This is a genomic window from Gracilimonas sp. BCB1 (assembly GCF_040117685.2).
Lineage (GTDB): Bacteria > Bacteroidota > Rhodothermia > Balneolales > Balneolaceae > Gracilimonas.
Genome location: NZ_JBEDYP020000010.1, coordinates 19,543 through 37,789, shown reverse-complemented (window position 1 = coordinate 37,789; position 18,247 = coordinate 19,543). Strand labels below are relative to the sequence as shown.

Below are 18,247 nucleotides of genomic sequence, written 5' to 3'. Positions count from 1 at the left end.
CGCTCAGATGAGCGCCTTTTTTGTTTAATAAGAAATACTGATTCAAGCTTATCTCAAACCAAATCCAACTCCCACATTAAAGGTAGAGTAGTTTGAAATAGTGTAGCTGGCAGAAATCCTGAACACAGCGAGGCTGAATCTCAAACCGGCAAAAGCTCTCATAGAGTTGTTGTCTTTTATCTCAAGGTCAATAGGACTTTCCACCGATTCAATTCTTTTTTCCCGTGTTTCCGGATCGTTTGAGTTAGGATCGTAGTTCGGGTTGAAAGAGGTAACAGGGTAGGCTCCCGGGGTTTGTAGAGAAGTTTTCGAAGTTTCGAAACCGATTCCTCCATACACTGAAATAAATGGCACAGTTTTACCTACAATAGCATTATACGTGGTGGCAGTTGTCTCTAAGTCAATTCCCTGACCATCCCACTGAGATGCGTTGTACGGGTTGTAAATGTCAGATCCTTCTTCCGGGTTTACATTGAAGTTGGCATTCGCATTAAACTTGTTGTACCCGATCTGAACAGACAGGTCGACCGGTAATAATTTCCCGCCGGGCAACCACTGATTAATACCATGCTTTACTCCAACTCCGAATAACCCAACACCAGCATCAACCACGGGTGCAGTGAATTCAGGTATATATCGAAGCGTTATGTCGGTGTCTTTAACAATACCAAGGCTTGCCTGAATCATTGGAGCTGGTGCATATGGGAAACCGGAACCGCCCGGAAGCCCAAAGCGTGCAACTTCTTCTCTGTTTCCATTTTGTGGATTCGTGGCAAAAATTCCAACCTCAGTATTGGTGCTTTTATCGCCCGCTACGGTAGGTGTCTCAGAACCACCAGAAACTACTTCCAGCTGTTGAAGGGCAAGCTGGCTGACATCAAAAATCTGATCAGAACCCGGGATAACGGCAGCCGATACATTCAGGCTTATGTCAAAGCCAAGGGTTGGGTGAGCTTTTGCGGTATTAAACCACCCGGTATTCAATCCGGCTCCAAACCCTTTGGTGTAAGGTGCCAGATAGCTTTCCATTAAGGTGTTTGCATCGTCAGCACCTGCTCTTAGAATAGCTCCTGCATCCCCGAGTTGTGCTTGTACAGTCCCGACTGTAGCGAGGCTTATGACGGATAAGGCGCATAAGCCTTTTGTTATTTTTTTAAATTTGTTAAACATTCGTACTCCTGATATTTGTTGAGTGTTATGTCCTAATATCTATATAATTTTGCAGAGAGGGAATACCTGTATTTTGGCTTCGGAAAATATACTTTTTACAGGGAATCAAGCATGTTCAGGTACGAATTGTACCGGCTGGCAGCTATTTCACCATTCTCAAATGCCCGGGCTATACCACATTTCGGTTCATGAGCGTGCGTGCAATTACTAAACTGACATTCCTGCCTTGGTTCCAGCATTTCAGGAAAAAAAAGAGATAATTCCCATGGTTCAATATTGACAAGCCCGAATTCACGTATTCCGGGTGTATCTGCCAGGTATCCGCCAAAACTGAGGGGGATCAGCTGAGCATAGGTTGTGGTGTGTTTCCCTTTGTTTGAAAAGTCGGATACTTCTTTCACCTTCAGGTCATAAGAGGGATCAATGGCATTCACCAGACTTGTTTTTCCTACTCCTGAGGGGCCGATGAAAGCCGAGGTTTTGTCTTTCAGAAGTTCTTTCAGCTTTTGCAGGGAATCGGGGTCTTCTGTGCTTGTGATTAAAAAAGTATAACCCAGCCCGGTGTATAATTCTGAGAGTTCTTCAGCAAATTCCAGCCCGCCGCTTCTGGCCAGGTCAATTTTATTCAGAATGATAACAGGCTTTACCTCATACGCCTCACAGGTAACTAAAAACCGATCGATAAATCCTTCCTTCACCTTAGGTTTTTTTATGGATTGAACCACACAGGCCTGATCCAGATTGGCTACCAGGATCTGTTCCCCTTTTTTGCCATGCGTAGCCTGACGGGTGATGTAATTATCCCGTTCATGAATCTTTTCAATATTTCCGGATCCGTCATCATTGAGTTCAAACTCCACCCAGTCGCCAACAGCAATAGGGTTGGTAACTTCTTTCTCACTCAGCCGAAAGCGGCCGGGGAGGCGTGATTCTATGATTTCATCTCCGGTATCCACATGATACCAGCTGCCTGTAGATTGTATGACTCGTCCTTTTTGCATGCGACAAAAATAAGGAAGGAAAGGGGATTAACAATATGGAATTATTGAAAGACGAAGATCCATTATCTTCGCTATCTTTTCAGTATAGACTTAACTACAGATGTTACACATACTTCTTCATTTCATTGTGCCGCTTATTATTGCGAGGGTATTCTACCGCAAAGACTGGAAATCGACTTTCATTATTCTGATAGCGACGATGGTTGTAGATATGGATCACCTGTTAGCTGAACCTGTGTATGATCCGAATCGGTGCTCGATCGGTTTTCATCCCCTGCACGCCACTTGGGCGATAGCTGTGTATATTTTGATGTTTACGATCCCTTTTTATTTAAAGCCCGGAAATCTTACGGAAAAAGGAGAGAAGTGGAATCGCAGAATTCAAATTGCCGGCTTAGGGCTGCTTATTCACATGGCCCTGGATGGGGTTGATTGTATAATGTAGAACAATAGTTTAGAAGCCTACTCTATTCAACTCTTTATTATAATTCATGTTAACAAGGTATTTGGTTTTATGAGGGATGGAGTATTCCGGGTTATAAAAACTCCCTCCATGCCACAAGCTATCTGTTTTAAAAAATTGAATGATCTGCCGATCGACTTTATTTCCAAATCCCTTAACTATATCAACAGATTCAACTTCCACTTTCTTATTGAAGGTGAGCATATAGAAAGCAGATTCAGTATCTAAATTCAGGTTATTGTAATTCACGAAGAATTCAGTATAAATCTCCATGTCATAATAGATTCTAAACTCACTGTGAAGATTTGGAAAATTTTCTTTTAAGTAAATCAGTTTTTCTATCTGATTTTGGGCAACATCTGCCCGCGGAGCTTTTTTGCCGTTTGTCAAGGAGATAGGAATGGGATTGGCACACCAACTGAGTATGTAATTTCCGTTTTCTCCCTTCTGAAGATATAACAACCACTTTTGACCTAGCCTCACTGCAACTTCACATTGACCATCAAAGCTTACTTCGGGTGTCCCCGAAACTAATATCGAATCAGGGAATACACCTTTATATGTTTCGATTGAACTTAGATGAGCTTTGTATAGCCTTTGATTTTTGAATTTTTCTGTTTCTTCAATCGAAGTTATTTCTACTACTCCAATAAAGTCTTCGGTCATATACCGGTCGGTTACTCCGGAAGAAAGACAGCTACAAGCCATTGAACATTGAATCGAAAGCAAGGAGACTAAAAAAAGCAGGCAAACTCTCCATAAATGAATCACTACATTCTACTTGATTTATCTTAAAGGTTATAAATCTAAGCAAATAAAAAAAGAGCGGGCAAAACCCGCTCTTTTAAATACATGGATGATGTCAAAAATGATTAGTCTTCATCATCGCGACTTACCACTTCCACATCTTTTTGTGGCATTTTTCCATTTTTACCGGAAACAGAAGCTTTGTGAGCTTCACTTACTTTAAAGAAATCGGAAGCGTCTTGCACCGGTTCATCTTCAAGGATGATATCAAGCAGAGGATCCATACGTTCAAGGTATTCTACTTCCAGATTGCCAAGTACGTCTTCTTCAATCTCAGCTACATCTTTTTCGTTCTTCTTTGGAAGCAGTACTTTTTTGATTCCGGCCCGCTTAGCCGCCAATACTTTCTCTTTGATTCCACCTACAGGCAGCACAAGTCCCCGAAGCGTAATCTCACCGGTAAGGGCGATGGTGCCTTTTACTTTACGTTGTGTGAAGATGGAGGCAATGGCCGACATCAGGGAAACACCGGCCGAAGGTCCGTCTTTAGGAACTGCTCCAGCGGGGACGTGTACATGCAAATCCCAGTATTTGAAAGCTTCCTCAGGGATGCCAAACTTGTCAGAGTGTGCTTTCAGATAAGAAACAGCAAGCATAGCCGATTCCTTCATCACATCTCCAAGCTGACCGGTAATATTCAGTTTACCGGAGCCTTTACTCACGCTGGCCTCAATGAAGAGAATGTCGCCACCGTAAGGCGTCCACGCCATTCCTGTAGCTACGCCGGGAACGGTGGTCCGCTCGGCTGCATCGCTGAAGAACTTACGCTTACCGAGAAATTCTTCTACGTCATCAGCTTTCACGTCAAACTCGTCGATTTCACCTGAGGCAATCTTAGCGGCTACCCCACGGCAGCATCCGGCTATTTGTCGTTCAAGGTTACGCACACCTGATTCCCGGGTGTATTGATCAATAAGCCGTTCAATGGAATCATCGGTGAAAGAGATCTGCTCTTCTTTTAGTCCATTTTCCTCAATCTGCTTGGGTATCAGATACTTCTTGGCAATTTGAGTTTTCTCTTCCAGCGTATAACCACTTATGTTGATGATCTCCATACGGTCTTTCAGCGGAGCAGGAATGGTATCCAAAGAGTTTGCCGTAGCGATGAACATCACTTTCGACAAGTCATACTCGAGCTCAAGGTAATTATCGGTGAACGTATCGTTTTGTTCGGGGTCAAGAACCTCGAGCAGGGCAGAAGTGGGGTCGCCTCTGTAGTCGGCACCTACTTTATCAATTTCATCCAGCATGATAACCGGGTTGCCTTTTCCGGCTTTCTTCATAGATCGAATGATACGACCCGGTAAAGCACCAATATAGGTTCGACGGTGTCCTCGAACTTCGGCTTCATCTCGGATTCCACCAAGGCTGAAGCGTTCAAATTCACGATTTAAAGCTCTTGCAATCGATTTTCCTAAACTAGTCTTTCCAACGCCCGGAGGCCCGTAGAAACACAGTATAGGAGCTTTCATGTCCTGTTTGAGTTTCAATACGGCCAGGTATTCAACAATTCGTTTTTTAACCTTCTCCAGTCCGTAGTGATCTTCATCCAATACTTTTCGTGCATATTCCAGATCCAGTTTGTCTTCTGAAAACTCTTCCCATGGAAGATCCAGAATCCATTCCACGTAACTGTAGATGATCCCATAATTCGGAGAGGCATTGGGAGTCATTTCCAGTCGCTGTAGTTCTTTTTCAGCGGTTTCGCGTGCGCTATCAGGAAGCTTTTTGCTTTTGAGACGTTCACGTAGTTTTTCAATATCCTGTTGTTCGGCGTCTTCACCAAGCTCTTCCTGAATGGCCTTCATTTGCTGACGCAGGTAAAACTCCCGCTGCTGATCATCAATATCCGATTTCACTTTTGTCCGGATTTTCTCACTCATATCCAGCACCTGAACTTCCTTCTCAAGGAACTCCATAACCTTTTCGAGGTTATCGGAAAACTTTCTTATTTCCAGAAGGGTCTGTTTATCGGAAACAGAAACATTCAAATTGGAGGAAATGAAGTTCAGCAGAAAAGTAGGGCTGTTAATATTGTTGACCGCAATGGATGCCTCCGAAGGAATATTGGGAGACATGTTGATGATCTTAGTAGCCGTCTCTTTGATATTCCGAACCGAAGCGTCCAGTTCTAAGCCTTCAATATCCATTTCTTTATTATAAGGCTCCACATCGGCCTTAAAGTAAGGGGTACTTTGGGTAAATTTTTTAACTTTGAAATTAGACTTACCCTGTATAACAATACTCTTGCTGCCATCCGGCATTTTGATAAGCTTCAGGATCTGGGCAACGGTCCCGATTTTATGAAGATCCTTATACTCCGGTTCTTCAATATCCTCGTTCTTTTGGGTTACTACTCCAATGGTTTTGTCACCGTCATAAGCTTCTTTAACGAGTGCTAACGAACGATCCCGCCCAACAGTAATGGGAACTACAACTCCCGGAAATAATACAGTGTTTTTTAAGGGTAGAATGGGAAGGGAATCGGGAATTTCAGCTTCAGTCAGTTCTTTTTCTTCTTCTTCGGACATGAGAGGTATAGCCTGCTCAAAATCGTCGAAGTTGTCATCAGACTGATCGAATTTTTCAAATAAATCAAAGCGCTGTTTCATAAATAAAAATATCTGCAGTTTTTTCGTTTGAATATTAAGGTGCAAATACGAAGCCATATCATTCACACAAAACAAAGCGTCAGAAACACCCGCTGCCTGTCAGTAATGTAGGGCAAAGTGGCAGGCTTTAAAAGTGGAACTGAAGGGTAGCTACCGAAACCCCGGTTATTGTGGGTTGATTGGTGAGTGAATTGGGAGTGAACAGAGCAGCAACCGAAAAGTCCCATTTCTTTGTTTCAATGGCGGTTCCAAGGCTTAAGAAATCAGGCCGCTCTGCTTTAAACTGAATGCCGCCACGTAGTGGTAAAAACTTTAACGGACGTAGTTCAACCCCGAGGGAAGAAATTACTTTGGTTGAATTAAAAGCATTATTTGTTAGCCCGATACTGATATCACCCATTAGTTTCAGGCGGTTGATTTCGAGCAAAGCTCCGCCATGAACAGCCATAGGTAACAAAGTGGAAAAAGAGGCTCTGCTTCGGTTGGTTCCTGTAAAAGGGTTGTCTTCTCCATATTGTTCTATAAACGAAATGTATTGTCCCCGGGTGCCGGTAAACATTTCATTACTCACCGAGGAAGGAGCCGATGCATTCATCGTAGTGTCCATATCCATGGAAATGCTAAGCTCGTTGTTGTTATAGGATACGAACCCAATATCAGTCATAGAAAACGACAACCTTAATGATTTCCGGGTGGGTTGCTGATTTGGACGGATGGCAGAGAGGTCACTACCCAGGGTGAGTAGATAGGTAACGCCGATATCCAGTCCGGCCCCGAGGCCATCAAAAGTGAAATAGTTATTACTGAATGACTGTGCATTGGCAGTTTGAATATTGTTGCTGTTTAAATAAGCTAGGGTAGAAGCCGAAAATTCTCCGGTGGCATCATAGGAAAAAGATTCAATTCTTTGAACGGAATTACCCTGTTGTTGGTAAACATTTCCCCACGCAGCATTTTGGTAGTTTCCACCAACCACGATTTTAGGTGCTATTCCGATAATAAAATTATCCAGTCTGGGCGTTAAGCCGGTTAAAAAAGGAAAGGATTCGGCATACCCGAACGACAGTTCATGAAGTGTTTGATATCGATGAATTAAAGTACGATCGAGTACATCATTTCCATCCCGGTCTTCCTGAAATTCATTTACATACCATCCCTTTCCTGCTCTGAAATTGGAAGAAGTTCGTGTTCTGAGGGCAACAGAAAAGGAGCGATTTTCACGTTTCCATTTCATGCCCAAAACGGTTGCATCGTACCGGGTGGTATTGTCAGAAAGGGTGGCATTGCGGGGATAATTCTTGTCCAGAATTTCATCGCGGTTTGAACTGAAAGAAGCTCTGTCTCCTGATTCATAGGCTGTTAAATAATCACGGGCGTTTTCGTACTGTAAACCCGGATCGTCGAAATTTTCGAAGGGGTTGAAGAAAAAACCGCCGGTTCCAACTCCGATTGAAAAATCACCCTCGCGGTCACGAATCATGAGGTTTGCCGGGTTGTAGAAGTTGGCATTATAGTCGGTGATGTAGGTACTTCCTCCACCCCCAAGAGCCATGTTTCGTGGAGTGATAACAGGCTGTGCAAGCACCGAAAAGCTGCTTAAACACAGGAACAGTAGTAAAAATATTGCCTGCCGACTATACATGATATTCAAACGATAAAGAGGGGTAATCTGTTATTTACTAATCAATTACCTGTAAAGGTGCTGCCCTCAACATTAACTTTTTTTGTCCTCTGTTCTTGAAAAATACAACAACTTTGGCATCTGTTCCTAATCCCGATCGGGAAATGATTTTACCGGGGCCAAATTTCGAGTGCATTACTTTAGTGCCAACCTGAAATGGATCTTCACCGTCCTCATAGTCATAGTGGATGGTAGCGGAGGGAGATTTATAGGTTTTTTTAGTGTGAGATTGTTTCCAATCATGATCTATTTCGACGCCGGAACCACCGGAGGATTTATTCTCAAACCGGTCTTTCTTTTGTGAAATGGTTGCACCTGTTTCGGTTTGCACCACGCCGGCATCCACTTCATCAAGGAACCGGGAGCGTGACTGGCGCATTTCTTCCCCAAACTTGAACCGGCTACGACAGTGGCTGAAAAACAGGCGCTCCTCAGCCCGGGTAATTGCTACATAGAACAATCGGCGTTCTTCTTCAATGTCTACATCAAAGTTATCCCGGGCACCCATAGGGAAGAGGTTTTCTTCCAGGCCAACGATAAACACTCCAGGGAATTCCAGTCCTTTAGAGGCATGAACCGTCATCAGAGTGATGGCCGGTTTGTCCTCATCAAATTTATCGGAATCGGTTATGAGACTAATTTCCTGCAAAAAAGCACTTAAGGAAGGTTTCTCTTTTCCTTTCTCGTAATAAGAGATTGCATTTTGAAGTTCTATGATGTTATCTCTGCGCATCATAGACTCATGTGAATTTTCCTCTATCAGTGCCCGCATATAACCCGATTGCTCCAGCATGGCCTTCACTGTGGCCGAAATGCTTTCTCCACCTTCCAGGTTACTTCTCAGCCGGTTGATCATGTCCACAAACTCGCGAACACGCGCTTTGGCCGGTTTATATACGTCCAGCTCTTCTATATCCTGAATGATGTTCCAGATGGAACTGCTTTCGTCACGGGCCTGCTTGATCAGATCCTGAATAGATTTATTTCCAATTCCCCGAGACGGTTCATTGATAATCCGAAGCAAATTGGTTTCATCGTGGGGATTAACCAGTAGTGTGAGGTAAGCCAGAACGTCTTTGATTTCTTTTCTTTGATAGAAAGAAAGCCCGCCAACCAACTGATAGGCCAGGTCTTTGCGCCGCAAGGCTTCCTCAAATACCCGCGACTGATAATTAGTACGGTAGAGGATAGCAAAGTCGTTGTTTTTGTAGCCATGCTTTATTTTCAGGTTTTGAATGTGACTGGCTACGCGATTGGCTTCATCTCGCTCGTCAAAATTCTCCAATACCGTGATGCGCTCCCCATAATCCTGCTCGGTCCACAGTGTTTTATCAAGCTGTTTGGTGTTCTGCTTAATGATGGAATCGGCACACTGCAAAATGGCCTTGGTGGAACGGTAGTTTTGCTCTAAAGGAACCTGAGTGGCGTTTTCATAATCTTCCTTGAAATTGAGGATGTTGGAAATATCAGCTCCCCGAAAAGAATAAATACTTTGGGCATCATCACCAACCACACAAATATTTTCGTACTTGGCGGCTAATAATTTGGTGACGGTATACTGCGCATGATTGGTATCCTGGTACTCATCAATAAGTATATATTTAAAACGATCCTGATACTTTTCCAGAATATCCGGGTGATCCTGAAACAGCTGAATGGGTTTTACCAGCAGGTCGTCAAAATCCATGGCGTTACTCTGCTTCAACCGCTTGTTGTAGATTTTATACACCCGGGCGGTGATATCATCCAGCGTACTGCTTACAAAACGATCCTGGTAAGTATCCGCTTCAATCAGCTGATTCTTGGAGTCACTGATTTTGTTGTGAATGGTTTTGGGTTTGATCTCTTTGGGATCAAAATTCAGTTCCTGAAGAATTTGTTTGATGACCGTCTGGGAATCACTGGTATCATAAATGGTGAAGTCAGATCCGTATCCTATTTTGTCGGCCTCAAAGCGCAGAATCTTTGAGAAAATAGAGTGAAAAGTTCCCATCCAGAGTTTCTTGGCTTTGTCGCCAATCAGGTTCTGAATCCGCTCCTTCATCTCACGGGCTGCCTTATTGGTAAAGGTTAAAGCAAGAATCTGTTCGGGTGCTGCTTTATACTGCTGCAGCAGGTAAGCGATTCGGTAAGTAAGTACTCGGGTTTTACCAGAACCTGCACCGGCTACGATCAGCAGCGGACCGTCGGTATGAGTTACAGCCTGTTTCTGCTGCTTATTGAGTCCGGATAGAAAGTCCGGCCGGCCTTTTGGTTCTTCAGAAGGAAGTGAAAATGTTTTCATAGTCTTTTTTAAACCACGATATCAGAGAGATGAATCAGCAATTTTATCTGCTGAAATTAGACGTTGTAAGTCTCAGCCAATAATGTGGTTATTTTTCAAAATCTTTGAGTTGTTCCCGCAGTTTGGCAAGGCTGTCTTCCGTATCGGCTTTCTTCTTTTTCTCCAGCTCAACGACGTTTTCAGGTGCATTATTGATGAAACCTTTGTTGGCCAGCTTCTTTTCAATACCCGTAAGAAACCCTTCCAAACGATCAATTTCTTTTTGGATTCGCTCTCGTTCTTTCTCAAAATCTACCAGGCCATCCAACGGTACAAAAAGCTCGTTTCCATCCACAATGGAGGAGGAGTACACTTTGGGTTTGTCAATCTCTGTAGCAATGGAAAGCGATTGAATGCTTTCCAGCTTCTTCAAAACCAGCTGATTCTCAAGTAAAGCATCTGCTGTAGATTGCTCTTTGGTGCTGATCAGAACATCCAACTCTTCCTTAGGAGATACATTCACTTCAGATCGGATGTTTCTAAGCGAGGAAACCATTTGCTGCAGGGTGCCAAAAAGTTTGAGATCGTCCTCGTTTAACTTTGATTCATCTGCTTTAGGCCATTCGGAAATAAGCAGCGCTTCATTCGTGCTTCTATCCTGAATATGCTGATAGATCTCTTCGCTGATAAACGGCATGAAAGGATGGAGGAGCTTCATCAGCTGCTCGAAGAAACCAAGTGCCGTATTAAGTTTATCTACCGGGATTTTCTCTCCATATACTTCCGGCTTGGCTAATTCGATGTACCAGTCGCAGAAATCATCCCAGATCAGGGAATAAACCTTTTTGAGGGCATCATTCAGCTTGTAGTTGTCAAAGTCTTTATTGACTTCCTGAATCGTCTGCTGAATACGTGCAGCCATCCACCGGTCCGAAATATCTTCATTGTTGATTTCCAGCGTTGGGTCATACTTCTCGCCATCTTCCATATTCATGGTTAGGAAGCGGAAGGCATTCCAAATTTTATTACAGAAATTCCGGCCTTGCTCACACAGTTTTTCATCAAAGGGGAGGTCATTACCGGCAGGGGTGGCAAAGAGCATCCCCATACGAATGCCATCAGCCCCATACTTCTTAATAAGCTCCAGTGGATCCGGTGAGTTCCCTAAACTCTTGCTCATCTTACGGCCTTTCTTATCCCTTACGATACCGGTGTAGTACACATTATCGAAGGGCTTGTCGTCCATGTATTCGTAGCCGGAAACAATCATACGGGCCACCCAGAGAAACATAATCTCAGGGGCCGTCACCAAATCTTTGGTAGGGTAGTAATACTGTAATTCCTGATTGGCTTTGCCGGTTCGGATGTAATCCGGATCAAACACAGAAATCGGCCATAACCAGGAGGAGAACCAGGTATCCAGCACATCTTCATCTTGTCTCAGGTCTGAAGCCTTCAGGTCTTGGTTACCCGATTTATCCTGTGCTTTCGGAAGGGCTTCTTCCAGTGATTTAGCCACCACATAATCATCGTGACCTTCACCATAATAGTAAACCGGGATTCGGTGTCCCCACCACAGCTGACGACTAATATTCCAGTCCCGGATATTCTCCATCCAGTGGCGGTAGGAATTCTTGAATTTAGCCGGGTGAAATTCAACCGTATCGTCCATCACGTTATCCAGAGCAGGCTTGCTAAGCTGATCCATATCCACCCACCATTGCAAAGATAAACGTGGCTCGATCGGGACGTCAGTGCGTTCAGAGAATCCAACCTTATTCTTGTAATTTTCTACTTCTATAAGGTGGCCGACTTCTTCAAGGTCGTTAGCTATTTTCTTACGAACGTCGAATCGATCTTCGCCAATGTATAACTGAGCAGCCTCGCTCATGGTGCCATCAGCATTCAGTACGTCAATAGTTTCAAGATTGTGCTTTTGGCCAATTTCATAGTCATTTACATCATGAGCTGGTGTAATTTTTAGGCAACCGGTTCCGAATTCCATATCTACATAATCATCCTGAATAACCGGAATTTCACGATTTACTAAAGGCACGATCACCTTCTTTCCATGCAAATGTGTATAGCGTTCATCACCGGGGTTCACACACACGGCGGTATCACCTAAAATAGTTTCCGGGCGGGTGGTGGCGATGGTTACGTATTCATCTTCGCCAACAATTTTATAACGAATATGGTAAAGCTTGGAATCCACTTCTTTATGGATTACCTCTTCATCACTTAGCGTGGTTTGAGCAGCCGGATCCCAGTTAATCATTCGCTCACCACGATAGATTTTCCCTTTTTCGTGGAGATCTATAAAGACATCAATTACACTTTCCGAGTAATCCTCATCCATAGTGAAAGCCGTACGGTCCCAGTCACAGCTGGCTCCCAGCTTTTTCAATTGCTCGAGGATGATGCCGCCATGTTCGTGCGTCCATTCCCAGGCGTGTTCCAGAAACTCTTCGCGGGTCAGGTCTTTTTTTGTGATTCCTTTCGAGCGAAGCTTGCGCACTACTTTCGCTTCGGTAGCAATGGAGGCATGATCGGTTCCCGGAACCCAGCAGGCATTATAACCCTGCATACGTGCCCGGCGGACCAAAACATCCTGAATGGTATTGTTCAGCATGTGTCCCATATGGAGAACGCCGGTAACATTGGGAGGGGGGATGACTACGGTAAATGATTCTCGGTCATCCGGTTCAGAATGGAAATAGTTGTTTTCCATCCAGTAGGCATACCATTTATCCTCAACTTTAGAGGCATCGTATTGTGCGGGAATTTCTTTACTCAAAACTATAATTTTTAAACCACTGAGAGCACAGAGGTGCGCTGAGTGGTTAATTAGTTAATAATTCTTTTTATGCCTTTCTTCATTAATGAGACATTAAAATTCAACAGAAGTCCAAGCCGATAGTCACCAAGTTTTAAGTAACTTAGTACTTGAGCAAAATGAACTTTCGTTAAGTTTTCTACTGCTTTTAGTTCTAAAACAAGCCTATTTTCTACCAATAGATCAATACGATATCCACAATCAAGTTCTACATCTTCAAATTTAACAGGAATTGGTTTTTCTTTCTCAACCGACAGTCCTTCTTTCTTTAACACATAGAATAAACACTCTTGATATGCTGATTCCAGTAATCCCGGTCCAAGTTCTTTGTGAACCCGAATTGCTGCTCCAATTACTTTTTCTGTAAGCTCATCCAAAAGCAACATAGTTAAATCTATGTGATTCTTTGACGTTAATAAGAATACAAAACCTCAGTGTATCTTTGTGATCTCTGTGGTTACTTACTTCACTCGTTTCAGGAGCACACCAAAGTGTCCATCACATCCGTGCTTATGCGGGAATGTTTGGTAGGCTTTTCCTTCTTCGGCTAAGACTTCTTCCGGCAGATAATCTTCCAGAGGCTCAAGTTCAAAGTTGTCGTATTTCTCAAGGAACTTTGTAATCTGTTCCATGTTCTCTTCAGGCTCCAGAGAGCAGGTGCTGTATACCAAACGTCCGCCACGTTTTACCATGTTGGCTGCTTCTTCAAGTAGCTGCTCCTGTAGTTCTACGGCGTTTTTCAAACCTTCCTCATCTCGTCTCCATCGAAGATCAGCTCGCTTACTCAATACACCCGTTCCGGTACAGGGAGCATCCAGCAGTACGGCATCAGCCAGTCCCAGGGAAACTTCAAGTACATCACCACGGCGAATTTTTATATTCTCCGCTCCGTAATTAAGGGCACTTTCTGCCAGTTTCTCCAAACGATCGGAAGAAATATCCACAGAAAGAATTTCACCTTCGGCCTGCATCAGGTCAGCCATCATAATGGATTTGGTACCCGGAGCGGCACAAAGATCAAACACTTTTTCACCCGGTTGTGGGTCTAAAACGGTAGGGGCAAAACCGGCCGCAATATCCTGAACCAGGCAAATGCCCTTGCTCAATAATCCCTTTTCTATAAAAGGTTGTACTGATTCCACCTGGTAATAATAGGGTAGCCAGTCGCTGGGTTTGGCAACCACATCCATTTTCTCCATACGAAGCTCAAAATTTTCAGGCTTTGTGCGCAGTGTATTAACCCGTACATAGTAATGAGGTCGGGAGTTGTTCGCTTGCATCAGCTGAAAGGCTTCACGCTCTCCAAAACGCTTTCTCCAACGCTCCACCATCCACTCGGGATGAGAGAAAGTAGTAGCTACCAGTTTGTTTCGATCTTTAAAAGCCGGCTTTGGAAGCTTTTCACGATCTCTTTGCAGATTTCGCATGATGGCGTTGACCAGATCACCGGTCTTAGATCCTAATTTGGCCTTGGCGATTTCAACAGATTCATTGATGGCAGCATAGTCGGGGGTGCTGTCCATAAACAGCATATCATAGATAGCAAGTCGCAGAATATTCTTAAGCCCCGGCTTCATTTCAGCTACGGAAACGCTTGAGAATTCATCAATCAAAAAGTCGAGATAGCTTCGCTTTCGCAGAATGTTCTGCACATACTCTCTGACCTGAGCCCGTTCTCTGGGTTCAAGTTCATCAGCCAGGTTGTAGTCCAACCTCTGATTTTCATCGAAGTTTATGAGAATGTCTACACTTACCGATCGTTCTGATAGTTCAGTTTCCAAAGGAGTCGAATTTTAAAATTGTGGTTACCTGCTACAAAAAAAGGTGATTTTCGTCACCTTATGGTCATGGATGATGCAATAAAACGAGCCACGATTTCAGGCGTGGCTCAATAGCTTGTAAAGATAAAATTTTAACAGGGGAGTTGCTAATGGAACTGCATCCAATTTAGCAGATTTTTAGTACCTGATTTGCTGATCTGCCGGATATTCGATCTGATAGTCAAAACGTATCGTTTCAGAGCTGTTTGGAGCTAAAGTAAATTGCCAGGTAATAATACCGGTTTGTTTGTCCAGGGTTCCCCCGGAAAGACGGTTGGCCTCAACTAGAATGTCTTCATTTCTTGAGATAGGAAGCTGATCCTGAACTTGTATGGATATGGCTTCAGATTTTGTGTTTCTGATATTGACTTCCCAGGCAAATTTCTCACGCACTTTGTTGCCAAAGAAATTACGTTCTTCGAAATCTTTAAGCTTATTGCGTTCAATAACGATGCTTTCATCCCGGCCTAGTGAAACGGAGAGCGTATCATCAAATGAATTTGGGTTAATCCGCGTAGTTCCAATAAAACTGTTTTCGAAATATATGTTGGCCTCTCCGGCAATTAAGTTTAAATCATCCCAATCTGACATCTTCCCTATGAGATAAGCTTGTTGAGCGTATTTGGGAATAGTGGAATAGGAATATTCTGTGTCAATTTCAGCTCTTTTGACTTCAACGGTATGTGCCTTTCCATCTGAAGGGACTGAATAAGGTGCACTAATTTTGTAGCTGAATGAGGTTTGGTTTTCTATTTCCTGTACAGAGGGAGGGGCAGGCATCTCCGCTCGGTTTACGGCATCAGCTTCAGCATATCCTGTAACTACCAATTCTTCCAGAGTTCTCTGTTTTGCAGGCTGTGGGTTAGATGAAATTAAATCTACATAGGTGGGTGAAATGTTTGGCAATGTTGTGTTGGCTGAAGGATTTCCGGAATTGATGGTCAGATTCACTTTATCCCAGTTAACGCCCGTATTTTGATAAACATCAGCTTTGTAATTAATATTTAACGGAGCTGAAATTCCTTCAGACCTGATATCATAGGAGGGAGTCCAGCCGGCTGATCGAACTAAATAGTTTAACGTAAAAGTTAAGCTTTGAGTCTGTTCAGATTGGACTTCAGCGATTACTTCTGCAAACCGCTCTCTTTGGTTGCCACTTAATTCCCTGATTTGAGCCCTGATTTTATTTAATTCATTCTGCTTTTCACTAATTGACTCGTTGAGTTTAATCAGTTCCCTCTCAAGCTTGGTTGCCCGTGTGCGGTATAGATCCAGAAACTGAGTGAGCTCAGCTGCAGTTACACCGTTATTATCGATAATAGCTGTGGTGCTTTCCAATAACCTCATTTCACGTTGTATAACATTGCGGTCAGAATTGAGGAGGGTGATCCGCTGCTGTAATGAGTCGCGCTTTATTTCAAGATCACGAATTGCAGGATTGGTTTTTTGGTTAGAGAAATAATTAAAATGCTGACTCAATGAAAGTACCGTGAATTTACCATTGGCTCTGAGCTGAATACTATTTTTATCCAGGGTAGGAGAGAGCTGTTCAAAGACAATGATGTTTTTTCCTGCGTTTAAGCCTACGGTAACCTGGCGATGAATTTGGGCTTGTTGCCTGTAAACAGTCACTTCTTTAATCTCAGAGGTAACCGAAATGGAATCAGAAATGGCGATTGGGTTGGTAAACAGAAACAGGGTTAATAGAATAGTGTACATAATTCAGTTTCTTGGTTAGGAGATATGTTAACATCAACATAGCATAATAGAAATTAACCCACATTTTGATGTTAGTAAATGTGGTTGAGTTGGTATCTTTAATTCTATACATCAACAAGGCCCTCCCGCTATCTCAAGCCTCGTTACGGTGCTCTGCTCCGTAACGAACCTGCCGAGGCTCTGTTTCCAGTGTGTTTTCGTAGCAGAGCGGCAGAACTAATTAGAGTTTGTCGCCAGGAAGAGGGGTAAATAAATCTCAAGAATTTTGATTGCCTCTCTTTATGTATCTGCCTATCTTTACCAGCCTTTGCAGTAGTGCATAATTCAGGCTACTAATTCATCAAAGCAAAACTAACAAAATCGCGATATAGCACATGAATAAAGGAACGATAGCGCAGGTAATTGGACCTGTAGTTGATGTTGATTTCTCTGAAAGTAAAACGCCGGCTGTTCTCAATGCCCTTGAGATTAAGATGGAAGACGGCTCAACCCTAACTCTCGAAGTAGCTCAACACCTTGGTGAAGATCGTGTGCGTACCATCGCGATGGACTCTACCGACGGACTTGTTCGCGGTATGGAAGTTGTTGACACCGGAAAAGCTATTTCGATGCCGGTTGGAGAAGACATCCGAGGCCGACTCTTTAATGTAGTGGGCGAATCCATTGACGGAATCGATTCTCCGGAAGGAAAGAATTCTTACCCGATTCACAGACAAGCTCCGGCTTTCGATGAACTGGCTACTTCAACCGAGATGCTTGAAACCGGGATCAAAGTTGTTGACCTGCTTTGCCCGTATGCCAAGGGTGGTAAAATTGGATTGTTTGGTGGTGCCGGTGTAGGTAAAACCGTATTGATTCAGGAGCTAATTAACAACATCGCGAAGCAGCACGGTGGACTTTCCGTATTTGCCGGTGTTGGAGAGCGTACCCGTGAAGGAAATGACCTTCTGCGTGAGTTTATCGAGTCCGGTATTATTAATTACGGCGATGAATTCAAAGAATCTATGGAAGAAGGCGACTGGGATCTTTCCAAAGTAGATCAAACCAAATTAAAAGAATCTCAGGCTACCCTGGTATTCGGTCAGATGAATGAGCCTCCGGGTGCACGTGCACGAGTGGCCTTGTCCGGATTGACCGTAGCCGAGTATTTCCGTGATGAAGTATCCCGGGATATCCTGCTCTTTATCGACAATATTTTCCGATTTACACAGGCGGGTTCTGAGGTGTCTGCACTTCTGGGACGTATGCCTTCAGCGGTAGGATACCAGCCAACACTGGCTACTGAGATGGGTGATCTTCAGGAGCGTATTACTTCTACCAAAAACGGGTCTATTACTTCGGTACAGGCTGTATATGTACCTGCCGATGACTTGACTGACCCTGCTCCGGCAACCACCTTTACTCACCTTGATGCAACAACGGTACTTTCCCGTGCATTAACACAGATTGGTATTTATCCTGCGGTAGATCCTCTGGATTCATCATCAACGATCTTGGATCCTAAAGTAGTAGGACAGGAACATTACGAGGTAGCCAACCGTGTTACCCGATTGCTTCAGAACTACAAAGATCTTCAGGATATTATTGCTATTCTGGGTATGGATGAGCTTTCTGACGAAGATAAGCAGGTAGTACACCGTGCTCGACGAGTTCAGCGATTCCTGTCTCAAAACTTCCACGTGGCCGAGCAGTTTACCGGTCAGCCGGGTGTGTATGTGAAAGTTGATGAGACCGTGAAAGGCTTCAAAATGATTCTTGACGGTGAGCTTGATCACCTTCCTGAAAACGCCTTCTACATGGTTGGAGATATTAATGAAGCTATTGAGAAAGGTGAGAAGCTGCTCGCTGAAGCTGAAGAACAAGAAGCTGCTTAAA

The 18,247-nt window shown here is 43.7% G+C and carries 12 protein-coding genes; 2 read left to right on the top strand and 10 right to left on the bottom strand.

From position 1 onward, the window contains the following. Positions 1 to 48 precede the first annotated feature (48 nt). Together ABFW99_RS05200 and rsgA are read right to left on the bottom strand one after the other, a co-directional pair. Entirely contained in the window at positions 49 to 1,170 is a 1,122-nt protein-coding gene (locus ABFW99_RS05200) for a DUF6588 family protein (protein WP_349355102.1), read from the bottom strand. Positions 1,171 to 1,265: 95 nt separating this feature from the next. Further along, positions 1,266 to 2,171 (bottom strand): ribosome small subunit-dependent GTPase A, encoded by a 906-nt coding sequence (rsgA, locus tag ABFW99_RS05195; protein WP_349355101.1) that lies wholly within the window; start codon positions 2,169 to 2,171, stop codon positions 1,266 to 1,268. A 100-nt stretch (positions 2,172 to 2,271) separates the two neighbouring features. Here rsgA and ABFW99_RS05190 point away from each other — a divergent pair, with 100 nt between their 5' ends. Further along, on the top strand, positions 2,272 to 2,616 hold the full coding sequence (locus ABFW99_RS05190) for a DUF6122 family protein (RefSeq protein ID WP_349355100.1): 345 nt from the start codon (positions 2,272 to 2,274) through the stop codon (positions 2,614 to 2,616). A 9-nt stretch (positions 2,617 to 2,625) separates the two neighbouring features. Here ABFW99_RS05190 and ABFW99_RS05185 read toward each other — a convergent pair whose 3' ends face one another. The 8 genes from ABFW99_RS05185 to ABFW99_RS05150 all read right to left on the bottom strand — a co-directional run bounded on the left by ABFW99_RS05185 (position 2,626) and on the right by ABFW99_RS05150 (position 16,372). After that, positions 2,626 to 3,300, bottom strand: coding sequence for a hypothetical protein (locus tag ABFW99_RS05185; RefSeq protein ID WP_349355099.1), 675 nt, complete (start codon positions 3,298 to 3,300; stop codon positions 2,626 to 2,628). A gap of 206 nt (positions 3,301 to 3,506) precedes the next feature. Then, on the bottom strand, positions 3,507 to 6,053 hold the full coding sequence (gene lon, locus ABFW99_RS05180; protein ID WP_349355098.1) for an endopeptidase La: 2,547 nt from the start codon (positions 6,051 to 6,053) through the stop codon (positions 3,507 to 3,509). A 127-nt stretch (positions 6,054 to 6,180) separates the two neighbouring features. Continuing rightward, on the bottom strand, positions 6,181 to 7,638 hold the full coding sequence (locus ABFW99_RS05175; RefSeq protein ID WP_349355097.1) for a DUF5723 family protein: 1,458 nt from the start codon (positions 7,636 to 7,638) through the stop codon (positions 6,181 to 6,183). A gap of 94 nt (positions 7,639 to 7,732) precedes the next feature. Beyond that, positions 7,733 to 10,018, bottom strand: coding sequence for an ATP-dependent helicase (locus tag ABFW99_RS05170; RefSeq protein ID WP_349355096.1), 2,286 nt, complete (start codon positions 10,016 to 10,018; stop codon positions 7,733 to 7,735). 88 nt (positions 10,019 to 10,106) lie between these two features. Beyond that, entirely contained in the window at positions 10,107 to 12,794 is a 2,688-nt protein-coding gene (locus ABFW99_RS05165; RefSeq protein WP_349355095.1) for a valine--tRNA ligase, read from the bottom strand. A gap of 50 nt (positions 12,795 to 12,844) precedes the next feature. After that, positions 12,845 to 13,219 carry a GxxExxY protein gene (locus ABFW99_RS05160; protein WP_440707440.1) on the bottom strand — a complete coding sequence of 125 codons (375 nt, stop codon included), beginning with the start codon at positions 13,217 to 13,219 and terminating at the stop codon, positions 12,845 to 12,847. Between the two features lie 75 nt (positions 13,220 to 13,294). Further along, positions 13,295 to 14,614, bottom strand: a complete 1,320-nt coding sequence (gene rsmB / locus ABFW99_RS05155) for a 16S rRNA (cytosine(967)-C(5))-methyltransferase RsmB (RefSeq protein ID WP_349355094.1) — start codon at positions 14,612 to 14,614, stop codon at positions 13,295 to 13,297. A gap of 177 nt (positions 14,615 to 14,791) precedes the next feature. Continuing rightward, positions 14,792 to 16,372, bottom strand: a complete 1,581-nt coding sequence (locus ABFW99_RS05150; protein WP_349355093.1) for a DUF4139 domain-containing protein — start codon at positions 16,370 to 16,372, stop codon at positions 14,792 to 14,794. Positions 16,373 to 16,746: 374 nt separating this feature from the next. On the opposite strand from ABFW99_RS05150, the gene atpD reads away from it, so the two are divergent. After that, positions 16,747 to 18,246 carry a F0F1 ATP synthase subunit beta gene (gene atpD / locus ABFW99_RS05145; RefSeq protein WP_349355092.1) on the top strand — a complete coding sequence of 500 codons (1,500 nt, stop codon included), beginning with the start codon at positions 16,747 to 16,749 and terminating at the stop codon, positions 18,244 to 18,246. The last annotated feature ends 1 nt before the right edge of the window (position 18,247 follow it).